Annotated in this window: 8 protein-coding genes; 3 read left to right on the top strand and 5 right to left on the bottom strand. The window is 56.7% G+C overall.

Going from position 1 to position 15,670, the window contains the following annotated elements; all coding sequences use genetic code 11:
• Positions 1-198: 198 nt before the first annotated feature.
• From A3OW_RS0106245 to dnaB, 4 genes are all read right to left on the bottom strand, one after another.
• The gene (locus tag A3OW_RS0106245; RefSeq protein ID WP_020562567.1) at positions 199-2,841 is read right to left on the bottom strand and encodes a PAS domain S-box protein; all 2,643 of its coding nucleotides are present in this window, start codon (positions 2,839-2,841) and stop codon (positions 199-201) included.
• 73 nt (positions 2,842-2,914) lie between these two features.
• Positions 2,915-7,165, bottom strand: a complete 4,251-nt coding sequence (locus tag A3OW_RS0106240; RefSeq protein WP_020562566.1) for a DEAD/DEAH box helicase — start codon at positions 7,163-7,165, stop codon at positions 2,915-2,917.
• Positions 7,166-7,193: 28 nt separating this feature from the next.
• Complete coding sequence (alr, locus tag A3OW_RS24235; protein ID WP_020562565.1) at positions 7,194-8,297, bottom strand: alanine racemase; 1,104 nt, start codon at positions 8,295-8,297, stop codon at positions 7,194-7,196.
• Positions 8,298-8,339: 42 nt separating this feature from the next.
• On the bottom strand, positions 8,340-9,734 hold the full coding sequence (dnaB, locus tag A3OW_RS0106230; RefSeq protein ID WP_026223370.1) for a replicative DNA helicase: 1,395 nt from the start codon (positions 9,732-9,734) through the stop codon (positions 8,340-8,342).
• A gap of 192 nt (positions 9,735-9,926) precedes the next feature.
• Here dnaB and ssb point away from each other — a divergent pair, with 192 nt between their 5' ends.
• The 3 genes from ssb (at position 9,927) to A3OW_RS28490 (ending at position 14,075) form a co-directional block, all read left to right on the top strand.
• Positions 9,927-10,412 (top strand): single-stranded DNA-binding protein, encoded by a 486-nt coding sequence (gene ssb, locus A3OW_RS0106225; RefSeq protein ID WP_020562563.1) that lies wholly within the window; start codon positions 9,927-9,929, stop codon positions 10,410-10,412.
• A gap of 376 nt (positions 10,413-10,788) precedes the next feature.
• Entirely contained in the window at positions 10,789-11,403 is a 615-nt protein-coding gene (locus A3OW_RS0106220; protein WP_020562562.1) for a Uma2 family endonuclease, read from the top strand.
• A gap of 311 nt (positions 11,404-11,714) precedes the next feature.
• Positions 11,715-14,075 (top strand): TPR domain-containing protein, encoded by a 2,361-nt coding sequence (locus A3OW_RS28490; protein WP_020562561.1) that lies wholly within the window; start codon positions 11,715-11,717, stop codon positions 14,073-14,075.
• Positions 14,076-14,242: 167 nt separating this feature from the next.
• Here A3OW_RS28490 and A3OW_RS0106205 read toward each other — a convergent pair whose 3' ends face one another.
• A complete protein-coding gene (locus A3OW_RS0106205) occupies positions 14,243-15,670 on the bottom strand; it encodes an efflux transporter outer membrane subunit (RefSeq protein WP_020562559.1) in 1,428 nt (475 codons plus the stop codon).

Genomic DNA, 15,670 nt, shown 5'->3' with positions numbered 1-15,670 from the left:
CCGTTATCGCTCTGAACTAAAGTTTTTAAGAGAAGCCGCTCATTTTATCGATAGATCGGTGAAAGGCCCAGCGGTTTGTTGAGAGTCCGTCGGTAAAAGTCCGGGCGCCGGGCTTTGTGAAGCGCTTGGGTTCCAGAGTATCGTTCGCGCTCGATGCTCGCATCTTCCGGATCGGTCCCGTTTTAAAAACAGAGAGCTTCAGGACGAAGGCAGCAATGCCAGCAGCTTGTCGAAATCCACCGGTTTCAGCAAGTGATGGTCGAATCCTGCCGACTGCGACAGTTCCATGTCTTTGGACTGTCCGTACCCTGTCAAGGCAATCAGCAGCGCAGTCCGGGTTTGCGGCAATTCGCGCAGCCGTCTGGCGACTTCGTAACCGCTCAGATCGGGCAGGCCGATATCGAGCAGCACGATCTGCGGCCGAAACTTTTCCGCCCTTTCCAGCGCTTCCATGCCGCTCCCGGCTGTTGCGACCTCGTGCCCTTCCTCCTGAAGCAGCATTTTCAGGCTTTCGGCCCCGGCGGGGTAATCATCGACCACCAGAATGCGGAATTTGGCAGACGCCAACGCCGATTCAACCGGTGCCGGTTCTGGTGTGGCTGATTCCGTCGGCAAGGCCGGCAATCGCACCGTAAAGGTACTGCCCCGGCCGATGCCGGCGCTTGCGGCGGTGACGGCACCGCCGTGAATCTCGACCAACTGGCGCACCAGCGTCAAGCCCACGCCGAGCCCCCCCTGAGAATGAGCCAGGGAATGGTCGGCCTGCGTGAAGAGATCGAAGATCTTCGGCAACATATCGGGAGCGATGCCGATGCCGGTGTCCCTGACCTCGAGGACAGCATCGGTGCCTTCCTGGCGGATGTCGAGCCGGATTTTGCCGCCCTCGCCGGTGTATTTGGCGGCATTGTTCAGCAAGTTGGCCAGCACTTGCCCCAGCCGGGCCCGATCGCCTTCGATCCAGGGCGTTTTCATACTTTGAGTGATGATCAACTCCTGCCGGCGCGATTCAATCAGCGGCTGGCAGGTTTCTATCGCAGCCATGACCATGTCGTTCAATTCGAAGCGTTCGGTTTTTAGCCTGATTTTACCTTGCATGATGCGGGCGACGTCGAGCAGATCGTCGAGCAGGCGGGCCAGATGGTTTACCTGCGAATCGATGATACGGCGAATCCATTCCAGCTTGGGATCGGCCGATTTTTGTTTTTTCAGCAATTGCACCGCATTCTTGATCGGCGCGAGCGGATTGCGAAGCTCGTGGGCCAGCATTGCCAGAAATTCGTCCTTGCGTCGGTTCGCCTCCAGAAGAGCTTCGTTGGCGCGCTTGCGCTCGGTAATGTCGGTGGCCACCACGAGCAGTTTATTGCATTGATCGCCGTCGAATAAAGGGATCTTGACCGTGTTGTACCAGTGTACGGAGTCGTCGGCATGCGTTACCTTCACTTCCGGGAAGACCCTGGGCGTGCGGCTGTTGATGACTTCCAGGTCGTTTTGTTGGAAGTGAGCCACTTCGTCGGCATTGGTATTGAAGTCCTTTTCGGTCAGCCCCACCAGGGCTTCTATACTGGTGCCGTAGGATTTCGCCAATACTTCGTTGCCGAGGAGGAATCGCCCATCCCGATCCTTGACAAAGATGGCGCTCGGCGCCGCATCAATCACCTGTCTTAAAAAAGCCCGTTCCCGCTGCAAGGCTTCCTGAACGGTTTTAATGCCGGTGATATCCTCGGTGGTTCCGAAACCGCCGCGCACCGATCCGTTCTCGTCAAATTCGAGTTCGACCAATTCCCGCACCCATTTGACCTGTCCGTCGATCAACAGCCGGTGTTCGACATCGTAGAGGCTGCCGGCCAGCGCGGCCTTCCAGGCGTCATCGACAAACTGACGGTCGGCCGGATGAACGATGGCCAAAAACGATTCATAGGTTAAAGGAGTGCCTTTGGCTACGCCAAAAATCTGATAATTTTCATCCGACCATTCCAGTTTATTCTTATGAATATCCAGACGCCAACTGCCTACATGGGCGACCGCCTGAGCCCGGTTCAGGTCGACCTGGATTTCCCGCAGCGTCTCTTCGGCTCGCTTGCGCTCGTTGATGTTGGTGCTGACCGTGCCCAGACCGACGGCATGATCGTTCAAATCCTTCAAGACGAAGACGTTATAGATCATCCAGATCGCTTCTCCGGTTTTGAAATGGCGAAAGCGGATTTCAAGCACGGAACGGCCGCTCTTCAATACCGAAGGGAAGACCTTGTCCAGGATAAAAGCCTGATCTTCCGGAAAAAAAAAGTCCTTGACCGGGGTGGCAAGAGCCTGTTCGAGGCTGTCCAGACCGACTAGGCGCATGCCGGCATCGTTGATGAAAAAAGGCACGCCGTTCATATCGCACATGCCGATAAACTCGGTGCTGCTTTTAACAAGGGCTACATAAAGATTCCTGTCGGCCTGGGTTCGATTGCGTTCGGCGATTTCCTGTTTAAGCTGTGCTTCCCGCTCCATAACCGTCTGCAAGGCCCGTTTTTCCTGCTGGTATACACGGGCAATGATCAAGCTGTAGATGGCGCCCACGCTCGCCAAAAGAATGGTCCGAAGCAATTCGCTGGGGTGGGTAATATAGAACGAGTGATCCGGCTCGGTCAGAAAGTAGATGCTGGCTGCGGTGCTCAACGCCGTAGTGAAAAGCCCGGCCTTTAATCCGCCCCGCCAGCCGGAAAAAGCGATGACGATCAGAAACAGCAGGAGCGGCGAAGAATTTCCGAAAATGAACTGTAGCTTTTTTAATACGAATAAAATGGCCCCAACCCCCAGGATCGAGGCGATATAGGCATTGCTAAGAAACTGTTTCATTAAATAGTGATTTCTTCGATTTCCAATGTTCGCGGAAGGGCCATGGGGAATGTGCATCATAAAGATTGATTTCCTATTTTCCCATCAACGCCCATTGCAGCCGCCATTGATGCTCGGCATCCATCGGTTCCAGATAAGTGACTTTATCGCGCTGGCCGAACGCCAGAGGTACGCCGTCGCGGTAGATCATGCGCTGGCCGGAAATCGACGGAATCCGCTCGCCGGGTGTAATGATACCGGACAAGTTCAACGGATCGGCGCAATTGATTACGGTCAGTTCGCCGGTTTTGGGGTGCTTGCGGACGTCGCGCAGGGCACTCAGCGCTTCCGGCAGGGCGAATTGTTCGCCGGCGAACCCCTGTACGAAGCGGCCGCCGCGCAGTTCGCCGCGGGCTTCCAGGCGGCGGTAGACATAAAGCAGTTCCCGCCAGGTCGGAAGGTTTTCTTCATTGTCCAGCAACTTGCGGAAAATCACGCCGTAGCGCAAAAGCAACGTGCGGGCAACGTGTTCCACCGGCTGATAGGAATCCTCGGGTTTGGAACGTTGAGGACGCAACAAAGACCAGCGGCCGGCGGCGGCCAAAGGATCATGAAAAGGATAGCGTTTGCTGCGCCGATGCAGAATTTTTTGCGGCACGACCAGAGTGCGCAGGCCCTGGAAACTGTCCGAAGTGACCAGGCCGGCGGCGACCAGAACGCCCAGGGCTTCTTCGAGCTGCGTTTTCAGAAGGCCGGTTTCGCTCGTCAGTTCCTGAAAAAAACTGGCGCCCCATCGGCTGAGTGCGTCATAGACTCTCAGGGCGTTCCCGGACAGATCCAGCTTGTCTTTGTCCGGCAGCGGCGAGAAATGGCGCCACTCCTCCAGATGAGCGCGCTCGATCAAGGCGATCGCCGTCGTTTTTCCGGCCGATTTGGGATGGCTTCCGGTCACAGGCTTCAACCGAAGCCAGATGAACTGGCCGGAATTGCACAGTTGATCCAGCTCCGAAGCGTAATAAGGCTTGCTTCGGCGCGGCAGGACGTCCGATTCCCAGGCGGCGGCCGGCAAATTGCAGCCTTCGAGTTGCTTCAGAATTTTGGCCAGAGCGGCCTCGCCGGCCACCGGTTCGTGCAGCCTGTGCCAGCGGAACAGAAAACGCATGTAGTCGGCGGGCGCTACCGGCTCGATTTCGTTGCGCAATTGTTTCAAGGTATAGCGGTGAATGCGCGCGAGCAGCGACCGTTCGCACCACTCGGTTTCCCCGCAGCCCGGAGTGAAGCTACCCCGAAGAACCGTACCCTGTTGTTCCAGGGCCAGCAGCGCCCGCTCGATGCCGGCGTTCGGCAAAGCCAGAGAGGCTGTTAGGCGCTCGGCCGTGACCGGCCCTAATCCTTCCAGCCGGCTGCGCACCAATTCCTCCAAGGCGGTTTCCCGATCCTGAGCCGAATCGCCGGCAGCGGCATCCATGGCAGGCGACAAGGAAGCCTCCGGATAGACGATCTGTAATTCGTGCAAGCGTTCGGCGGCGGCCCACAGACGCTGGCCTTGAGGAAGCGTCATGGCCGTGGCGCGCCGATCCTGCTGCAGATTCGCAAACAACGCAGACCAGCCGGGAGCGCTCCGGCCTTCCTGTTCGGTCAGGCAGCCCAGCACCACCAGCGCGTCATGCAATTCGTCTTCATCGCGCGCCAGGGGCCAGGCTTCCTGCCGTACCCGTTCGATGGCTTCGGGATTCAGCCGGCCGATGTCGGCGGCCTCCGCCGCGCCGGCGAAACGCCTTTGCTGTATCGCGAGCGTGCGCCGTTCCTCTGCCGGCGTATCGTCGAGAAAGGCGTAGGGCCGGGCGTTGATGATTTCCTGCGCCATCGGCGACGGCGTGGTCAGATCCCGCGCGACGATGCGAACGGCGCCGTTCTCGATGCCTTTCAACAATTGTTTGAGGCCGTCGATGTCCATCAGTTCGTGCAGGCAATCCCACAAGGTCTGATTGACCAGGGGGTGATCGGGCACTTCCCGGTCGCCGGCAATGTTCTCGAAGCAGGCCAGTTGATCGGGAAAAACGACGGCAATCAAATCTTCGGCGTCGTTGCGCTGAAACTGGGCCGGCACTTTTTTTCCTGCCCGGTTGCGGGGCACCGCCAAAGCCGTGTTCGCGACCCAGCGCCAGCGCGACGGAAACATCGGCGCCGCCAGCAGCGCCTGCACCAGAACCTGTTCGACGCTGTCGGCTTTCAGATAGGAGGCAGGCTCCAGCAGCGGAAAACTGTGGGTCGGGCCCAGCGATAGAATGATGTTGTCTTCGCCGGCCGCGGCTTGCAGTTCAAAATTGAAACGCCGGCAGAACCGTTTGCGCAGCGCCAGGCCCCAGGCCCGATTGACCCTGGAGCCGTAGGGCGAATGGATGACGAAATGCATGTCGCCGGTCTCGTCGAAAAACCGCTCGAAGACCAGCGTATTCAGAGTCGGCAATACGGTCAGCGCGGCTTTCGCGGCGGCCAGGTAATTCAGCAACTGTTCGGCCGCCGCGGCAGGAAGCGCCGGCTCGCGCTCCAGGAAGGCGCGCGCCGCCTCGGGCCCTTGTTCCAGCATGCAGTCGAGCTTTTCCGAAAGATCCGAGACGGCTTCCGACAATTCGACGGTGCGGCCCGGCGCTTCGCCGAACCAGAACGGAATGTTGGGCGGTTGGCCGTGGGCGTCTTCGACGAATACTTTGCCCTGTTCGATCTTGAGCATCCGGTAGGAGTTGTTTCCGAGCTGGAAGATGTCGCCGGGGATGCTTTCAAAAGCGAAATCTTCGTTCAGCGTGCCGACGAATAAACTTTCAGGCTGCAATATTACGTCGTAATCGAACTGGTCCGGTATCGCGCCGCCGTTCAGGAGCGCCGTCAGCCGGGCGCCCTTGCGGCTTCTCAGCATGCCGTGGACGAGATCGCGGTGGATGTGGGCGCCGCGCCGTCCGCGCCGGGTGTGATAGCCTTCGCCGAGCATTTTGACCACGGCCGAAAATTGCTCCTCGGTCAGTGCACGGTAAGGCCAGGCCCTCGTGAAGGCGCGGTACAGCGCCTGCTCGCTCCATTCCCGGCAGGCAACTTCGGCGACGATCTGCTGCGCCAGCACGTCCAGAGGATGGTCCGGAATCCGAATTTGATCGAGCCGGTCCTCGGCAATTGCCGCAAGCAGGGCGGTGCATTCCAGCAAATCGTCCCGTGACAGCGGAAACAGCCGGCCTTTGGGCGTGGCACCGAGACGGTGGCCGGAGCGTCCGACCCGTTGCAAAAAGGTCGCGATCGCGTGCGGCGAGCCGAGCTGGCAGACCAGATCGACGTCGCCGATGTCGATGCCCAGCTCGAGCGAAGCGGTTGCGACCAGCGCTTTCAGCTTGCCTTGTTTCAGGCGTTGTTCGGCCGAAAGACGGTGTTCCTTGGCCAGACTGCCGTGATGGGCGGTGACCGCGTCCTCGCCGAGCCGTTCGGCCAGGGCCGCGGCCGCGCGTTCGGCCAGACGGCGGGTATTGACGAAAATCAGCGTGGTATGGTGCTCGAGAACGAGCTGTTCCAGGCGGTCGTAGATTTCCGTCCAGACTTCGTTGGCCATGACCGCTTCCAGCGGCGAGCCGGTGACTTCGATTCTGAGGTCGCGGCGGCGGACGTGGCCGGTGTCGATGACGGTGCAGGGCGTGTCCCGGCAGCCGTTCAGGTAATGGGCGATCGCATCGAGCGGCTTTTGCGTCGCGGACAAACCGATTCTGACCGGAGGTTTTTCGGTCAATTGGCACAGGCGTTCGAGCGAGAGCATCAGATGCGCGCCGCGTTTGTTGCCGGCCAGCGCATGGATTTCGTCGACGATCACGGTGCGTACGGTTTTCAGCATGTCCCGTCCGGAGCCCGAAGTCAGCAGAAGATACAAGGATTCCGGCGTCGTTACCAGGATGTGCGGCGGATAGCGCTTCATCGCCGTGCGCTCGGCCTGGGAGGTATCGCCGGTCCGGGTTTGGGCTCTGATGACGATGCCCGGCAGGGAGGCTTCCAGCAGCGCCATGCCGATGCCGGACAGCGGCAATTCCAGATTTTTGTGAATGTCGTTGGACAGGGCCTTCAGCGGCGAGACATAAAGAATCCGGGTCTCGTCGGGAAGCGTTGATTCCAGTCCCTGCCGAACCAGTTGATCGATGACCGCCAGAAAGGCGGCCAGGGTTTTTCCGGAGCCGGTCGGCGCCGCGATCAGCGTCGATTGCCCGGCCTGGATCGCGGGCCAGGCCCGGAGTTGAACTTCCGAGGGCGCCTTGAAGCGGCCGAAAAACCAACCGGCCACGACCGGATGAAATGAATGTAGCAAGGGACTCATTGCGATAGTCGTATGATCCGGCGCGCCGTCATGCTCTGGCCGGCCAATTCCGCGGCTCGTCGACGATGATCTGCACGCGTTGAGTGATGCCGCAGACCAGCGTGTAGGGAATGGTGCCTGCGTGCAGCGCGATTTCTTCGACCGGAAGATTTCTTCCCCACAGGCAGACGGGATCTCCGGGTTTGGCATCGGGTTGGGTTTCCAGATCGACGGTGATCATGTCCATGGAAACCCGGCCGATCAAAGGAACGCGCCGGCCGTTGACCAGCACCGGCGTGCCCGTTTCGGCATGGCGGGGGTAGCCGTCGCCGTAGCCGATCGCCACGACGCCCAGGGTGGTGGGCCTATGGCAAACCCACCCCGTTCCGTAACCGACCGTTTCGCCTTTTTTGAGCGGCTTTACCGAGATCAGCCGGGAGTATAACTCCATGATCGGTTGCAGGCCGAGCTCTGCTCCGGTACGGTCCGGAAACGGAGAGATTCCGTACAGCATGATGCCGGGGCGGACCCAGTCGCTGACCGCATCGGGCCAGGCCAGAATGCCCGCCGAATTGGCGATGCTGCGCAGACCCGGATAGGGGCGCACCGTTTCGTTGAACAGCTTGAGTTGTCTTGCGGTCTTGCCGTCGTCGACGGCGTCGGAGTTGGCCAGATGGGTCATCAGATGGCAGGGGCCGCGGACGATTCGGCATCGGCTCAACCTTCGATAGGCGGCGTCAAATTCTTCCGGCTTGAATCCGAGCCGGTTCATGCCGGTGTCGAGCTTCAGCCAGGCGTCCATTTGCCCGGTCTCGGTCCTTCGTTCGAGAACGTCGAACTGAATGAATGAGTGTACTACCGAGTCGAGACCGTAATGCAGGAGCGTGTCCAGTTCTTCGTTAAAGGTAAAGCCTTCCAGGACGGTAATGGGGCGTCGAACGCCCGCGTTGCGCAAATAGATGCCTTCGTCGACCCGGGCGACCGCAAAGGCGTCGGCGTTAGCCAGAGCCTGAGCGATGCGCACCAGGCCGTGGCCGTAACCGTTGGCCTTGATGACCGCCATGATCCGGGCTTTGGGGGCATGGCGGCGGGCGATCTCAAGATTATGCTGGGCGGCTTCCAGATGGACGAGAGCGTAGGTGGCCGGCATCATCGGAAGCCCTCGTCGTGGCCGATGGTTTCGGAGAGGCGGCTTTTATTCATAGTCGTCGCTGCCATAAGGATTCCCTGCGTAATTTTCAAAGCGGGTATATTGCCCGAGGAAGGTCAGCCGGACTGTGCCCAACGGGCCGTTACGCTGCTTGCCGACAATCACTTCGGCGATGCCTTTGTCCGGACTGTCTTCGTTATAGACTTCGTCCCGGTAAACGAACAGAATCAGGTCGGCGTCCTGCTCGATCGCGCCGGACTCCCGCAAGTCGGACATCATCGGACGCTTGTTCGGCCGCTGCTCCAGGTTGCGGTTCAACTGCGAGAGCGCGATCACCGGCACGTTCAATTCCTTGGCCAGCGCCTTCAAACCGCGCGAGATATCGGAAATCTGCTGAACCCGGTTGTCGCCGCTGCTCGGCGACTGCATCAACTGGAGATAATCCAGTACGATCAGTCCCAATTGGCCGTGTTCGCGCGTCAGCCGCCGGGCTCTCGAACGCACTTCGGTGGGCGTCAGCGCGGGCGTGTCGTCGATAAACAGCTTGGTTTCGGCGAGAAGGCTCATCGCCGAAGTCAGGCGCGGCCAGTCGTCGTCTTCCAGCTTGCCGGTGCGGACCCGGTGCTGGTCGATGCGGCCCAGCGACGACATCATCCGCATCGCCAGAGCGTCGCCCGGCATTTCCATACTGAAGACTGCGACTGGCGTGCCGCTTTTGATGGCGATATTTTCCGCCATGTTCATCGCGATCGTGGTCTTGCCCATCGAGGGACGGCCGGCCACGATGATCAGGTCGGCCGGCTGCAGGCCGGAAGTCAGCCGGTCCAGCTCGGTAAAGCCGGTGCCGGCGCCGGTAATCGAGCCTTCCTGGGCGAACATGATTTCGATCTTGTCCACCGCGCGCGCCAGCAGCGTTTTGATCGACTGGAAGCCGCCTTGTCCGCGCTGACGCTGCTCGGCGATTTTGAAGACGTCGCGCTCGGCCTGTTCGAGCAGTTCGGAGGTATCCCGGCCTTCGGTATTGAACGCGGAATCGGCAATCCGGGTGCCGACGTGGATCAACTGGCGCAGCACCGACCGGTCCCGGACGATGTTGGCGTAACTGACGATGTTCGCGGCGCTCGGCGTTTCCTTGGCCAGCAGGCCCAAGTAGGCCAGGCCGCCGACGTTTTCCAGTTCGCCCACCGCTTCCAGGGCTTCCGAAATGGTGATGACGTCGAACGGAACCTGTTTTTCGGCGAGAGCAGCGATGGTTTTGAAAATGAGGCGATGGTCCTTGCGATAGAAGTCCTCTTCGGACACTTTATCCGAAACGGAATCCCAGGTCTGATTGTCCAGCATCAATCCGCCCAGCACCGATTGTTCGGCCTGAATCGAATTGGGCGGGATCTTTAACGCTTCCAGCGAAACGTCCTGAGGATAGAGAAGTGGTTCTGACATAACAATTCCGGAATGATGGGTAAAGATTTTTTCCGGGTCGTATTCGCAAGAGCCCCGGTTTTGATATACTGCCATTTTATCAAATTTAACTGTGACTCCATGCACCGGCCTGACAACTTTCTCCGTTCGAACATGTCTCAGTTGAAATAGAAATGCTTAGATGCAGTGGAAAATAACATTTTGGAGTAAAAGATGCTGAATAAAGTTATATTGATAGGAAGGTTGGGTGCCGATCCTGAGGTTCGCTTCATGCCGAACGGCGGCCAGGTAACGACCATTCGCCTGGCTACCAGCAGAAGATGGAGAGACAAACAGACGAACGAGCGCAAGGAAGAGACCGAATGGCACCGCGTGGTTTTTTTTAGCCGTCTTGCCGAAGTGGCCGGCGAATATTTGAAAAAAGGCAGCCAGGTTTATGTGGAAGGACGCATTCGGACCCAGAAGTGGCAAGGACAGGACGGACAGGACCGCTATACGACCGAAATCGTCGCGGAAGAGATGCATATGCTGGACAGCCGCAGCGGCGGCACCGCCAGCTTCGGCGGAGACCAGCCTCAAGGCGGCCATGCCCCTGCCGGCAGACCGTCGTCGTCAGGACACCGCTCCGAGGCGATGCCTTCCGACTCGATGCCGCCTCCGCCCAATTACGACGATTTTGACGACGATATTCCGTTCTAATTTACACCATAGACAATTAATGTAAATTATAATCCTAAGCCTCTGTAAAAAGAGGCTTATTTGTTTCCGCCCTGAAAATTGTTTAAAGTTGCATCGATTACAATATACGCCGGACCTATGTGCAAAAAAGAGTTTCAGAGTAGGCCCGGATGTGTTTTTTGACTTACGGATAATCTTATCAAAATGTGCTCAAACAGTTGCAGCCATTAAAAGTGTATGTATCTTGGGCATCGAAATCGATAGTGTGGTTTAAGTTCTGTCGAAATGATGTCATGAAATTCACGGATGATACACGCGTCAAGCGCAGGTCGAAACCAACAAGCAACCGGCCCGATTGCGCTACGAGAGTTAAAGTAATTATTTGAGGTAGGCGGCTATGGCCAAAATAACGCAGCTTTCACAATTGGACGTAAACCGGACTTATAGTTACGCTGATTACCTGACTTGGCAATTCAGCGAAATGGTCGAATTGATCAGGGGCAAAATATCCTTGATGTCGCCCGCGCCGAATGTGCGGCATCAAGGTGTTTCGATAAATCTCAGCAGTCTATTGCATGGCTATTTTAAACATAAAAAATGCCGCGTTTATGCCGCGCCGTTCGACGTGCGCCTTTATGACCGCAAAAAATCCATTTTGGCCAGTCAGGACATACACACCGTCGTACAGCCCGATCTTTGCGTGATATGCAACCGTGAACTGCTGGATGAACAAGGTTGTAACGGCGCGCCGGACTGGATCATTGAGATCGTATCAAAAGGCTCAATGCAAAAGGATTTAAAAATAAAATACCAGCTTTACCAGGAAAGCGGCGTAATTGAATACTGGCTGGTTTATCCTTACGAATCAATGATTCATCAATTTGTGCTGGATCAAAACGGCCATTATCAATTAAAAGCCATGTATGTCAGCCCCGATACGGTTTCATCGCATCTGTTTCCCGAGTTGGCTGTTGATTTGAAGGAAGTGTTTGAATCGTTCGATGATGATTAAGCATGCCATTAAAGCGGAATCCATCTGTCCAACAGGCTGTTGGACGAATGCCCTCGGGGCATATCGGGCGCTGTCGAGAAAGAAAGGTAGGCTTGCTTACTATCGGTAATCTGTACGGCAGCGTTGTTCAACACATTCCAATGCATCTTAGTTTTAGAACGGGAAAATGAAAAGTCGGTGGTTCTTTATGTCATTCCTCCCCATGCGGATGAACGGCCAAGTCACGGTACAATCAGCAACGGAATGAACATGAGCCATCAGGCGGAATTTACCGCCCGGCAAAACCCTTAACCTATCCATAATAGACCGTTATGATTAACGTCATCACCGTTGCCAAAGACAAATTGGACAATCCTTTAATGCTGGAATGGGCCATTCGTTATTACAGTGATTTGCCCAAAAGCGCGGAAAGCGGGCGTTCGGCAATCGAAGAAACCTGGTTCCATGACGTGATGCTTGCCGAATTGATCGAGAGCGGCGAAACCTCGCTGTTGAATGATTTGTTACGGGAGTTTCCGGCCCGGCGTTTAACCGGTCTCGGCCATTTGCTCGTCAAGCATTGGCCGGCCTGGCCGGGGACGTTGTCGGCCACCGTCTCGGAAATTCTGACGGCAATAGCGCCGGATGAGCTGATCCCGCTATACCGGGACGCCGTCGACCGGTTGCCGCAAGGTGATCATGAAGATTTAATCCGATTCAGAGCGGCCGGCAAGGTGCTGCATGACGCGAAGAACGAGCAGCACCGCGAGATCGCCGAAAAGCTGGCCCAGGCGGTTCTGGCGTGGCCCGATCAATTAACCCGATCGATGCAGATCGGTTCGCTCTTGGCGCTGAGTCCGTTGTTGTCCCGGCAAACCCTGGTTTCTCTGTTGGAAACCGCGTTGAAACATCAAACCGACGCAGGCCGACGGCAAGCACTGTGGAAATCGTTATTCGACAGTCTGTTCGGCCGTCACAACTATTTGGCCGAAATATTCGATCGGGAGCAATACGACTCGTTTTTGACATTCGCCAAGTTAAGTCCTTTTTTCAGCGATGACGCGCCGCTGGAACAATTCGACCAATGGCTGGCCAAATCGCCCAGGCTCGATGAAGTTTTGAATTGCCTGCAAACTCTTGACGAAAGATCCGAGGGCTGTAAGACCGTGTTGAGTCTGATACGCGATACTCCGACTATTTCGGGCCTTTTGTCCAAATCGCTACAGAGTCAACTGGCCTTGGCGGCCTGCATCCAGGGTTACGTGAAAAACGAGCTGGAAACCTCGCGCTTGAGTTTGACCGAAACCCTGGATTTATTGGCGGTGGATGTCGCCGAGCCCCGTTGGCAACAGGTATTGACGGAGCATCTGAAGCAATTCGAACGTGCCGAGGTCACCAACGGATTGATCGATTGCTTGCAAGCCAACGTCGACGATTATGGCGGCGTCCATGTCGCAGAGGTCATGGCGGAACTTAAATATCCCGAATTTACCGATCCCTTGATAGACGCCATCGGTGAGGATATGAGCGATTTTCTTTGCGAGGCCGCGCATGATGCTTTAATCGAGCTAGGCAGTGGCGCACAAGCGGCCTTGATCGAACGTTGGGATCAACTGGACGGGTCGCAACAAATCTACGGTTTGACGGCCATTCGTAGTGCTGACGGACAAGCCGCGGCGGATTTTGCGGTTACCCGATTTGCCGAGTTGCTGGAGGACGAGATGGAGTTTGCCTGCGAATTAGCGGCCTCGGTGCCGGATCAGCGGCTGCTTGAATTATTGAAAGCCGAACTTCGGCGTCAACAGCCGTTAATCGATCGGGCGTTTTACATCGTGGCAAGGCTGCTCGATCATCAGGATACCGAGCTGGAAGCGGCCGGTACCAGAGCAATGGCTGAATACGAGCGATCCAGTCAACTCCTTGAGTCATGGTCCATGGACTCATTGCCACGCACGGATCATTTGTCGCTGGAACTGGAATGCCCCGCTTGCGGCGCCGTCAATCGTTATCGAGCCAAAGGCGCGATCGTCGGCGGAGGCAAGGGATCGGAAACAGCTTGCCTTCTGGCCGACGAATTTCCCTGCGCTTCTTGCGATGCCGAGGTGGAATTTAAATTTACGTCGAAGGCTTTTCTCACTGTCACTGCGGAATTGCTCAAACTGCAAATCAGCGAGTATGTCGACGATATTGCCGAGCCACTGGTCAGAAGGCTCGATTGCAGCCTCGACGGCAAAGTGATGCCGGCGTTCGATGCGTTGTCCATGGTGCGTGCCCGCCTGACCCTGCATCCGGATTCGGCAAAAGACTGGCTGGTGCTGGGCAACTTGCTGTCGCCGCTCAATCGGCCCCAAGCTGCGTTAGAGGCCTATCGCAAGGCCGCGCAATTGGCTCCCATGGCGGTCGACGTGCAGTTTACGCTGGCTAATGCGCTGACTAATTCGGATCGGTTGGACGAGGCTTTCGGGATTTTGCAGAGTACGCTGGAACACAAGGCGCAATGGGTGTTTTTAACCCCGTTTTCTAATTTTGCTCACGACTTTGCCGATCTATACAATTATCTGCGCCGCGAATTGAGGAAGACCGAATTCCCTTTGTTACACGATTCCGCGTTAATTCCCCCGAAAAAACCGGGCCGCAACGATCCTTGCCCTTGCGGCAGCGGCAAAAAATATAAAAAATGTTGCGGTCGATGAGCCGGGGAGAGGGCTTGGAACAAGACGAATTCGGCATGTTAATGCGTGTTGTCGCCGAATTTCCCAAGACCTTTGTGCAACCCTGAGTCCTTTCGCGCGCAGAAGAGCCTTGTCGGCCTATTGATCAGGATGCAATTCCGGACGGGAGCCGCCGGAGATCTCGACCCTTACTTCCAGCCGCCGCCCAACGCCTTGTAAATGGTGATCGTCGAGAGCCGTTGCCGCTTGATCGCCTCGATCAATTCGAGATTGGCCTGCAGCGCGCTTTGCTGGGCAATCAGCACTTCCAGGTAAGTGGCCCTGGCGGTTTTATAAAGCTCGCCCGAGGCTTCGACGGATTTTTTCAACACCCGGCTTTGCTGCTCTTTCAGCGAATGGACCTTTTGCAGAGTCCGGATATTGGAAAGAGTATTGGCCACTTCGACATACGCTTTCAAAATCGTATTCTGGTAATTATACATGGCGGTCAACTGGTTGGCCTGGGCGGTATTGAACTGCGCCTTCAACGCATTCCTGTTGATCAGCGGCGTCACCAGGGTTCCCATCAGCGAATAAGCGAGCGAGGCGGGCGACTGAAACAAAAACTCCGGATTGAACGCCTGGAAACCCAAAGCTCCGGTGATGGTGAAATTCGGAAAAAAAGCCGCCTTGGCCGCTTTCACGTCGAACTTGCTAGCCTCGATCTGATATTCGGCGGCGCGAACGTCGGGCCGGTTCGCCAGCAATTGCGAAGGCAAGCCGGCGGCAATTTGCTCCGGCACGGCCTGAAACAACATTTCTTTATTGCGCGCTATCGGCTGCGGATAGCGCCCCAGCAGGAAATTGATCCGGTTTTCGGTTTCGATGATCTGTTGCAAGGCCTGCGTTTCCAGGACCTTTGTATTAAGCAACTGCGCGTTGAACTGCTGCACCGCCAGTTCGTTTGCCCGTCCGGCTTCTTTCTGCACCTTGATCACTTCCAGGGCTTCTTGCTGCTTCTGGAGAGTCTGCCGGATAATGTCCAGTGCATTGTCCAATGCGAGCAGTTCGTTATAGTGAACCGCGACCTCGGCTACCAGGTTCGAAATCACAAAATGGGTGCCTTCGATGGAAGACAAATAATTCGAAATGGCGGATTTGCGCTGGTAGCGCAGTTTACCCCAGACGTCCACTTCCCAGGAAGCCTGCAATCCCAGATAGATGTCCGTCAGATTTTCGGGCACGATCCGGCCGGGGGTGATGTAGGTGGACGCGTTTCCGGCGCCGTCCATCGTATAAAGCCCGAATTTCTGCACGCCGCCGCCGACGCTCAGGTCCACTTTAGGCAGCAGTGTGCCGTTGGCCAGTTTTACGCTGGAGCGCGCAACTTCGATCCGTTGCAGCGCCATTTGCAGATCGACGTTATTGGCGACTGCGGTATCGATCAACCGGATCAACTGCGGATCGTCGAAATAATGCCGCCAATTGATATTGGCGATCGTGGCGGCGTTTTTTTGATCAGGGTAATTTGCCGGTATTTTCTTTTCCGGAATGGACAGCTCGGTATTGAGCGCGCAACCCCCGGCGTTTGCCAGCAATAACGCAAGCGCCAGAGTGAAATGGATTCTGTTTTTCAT

Source organism: Methylosarcina fibrata AML-C10 (assembly GCF_000372865.1).
Classification (GTDB): domain Bacteria; phylum Pseudomonadota; class Gammaproteobacteria; order Methylococcales; family Methylomonadaceae; genus Methylosarcina; species Methylosarcina fibrata.
Note: the sequence above shows the minus strand (reverse complement) of the source record. Positions and strands in the feature narration are given on the sequence as shown.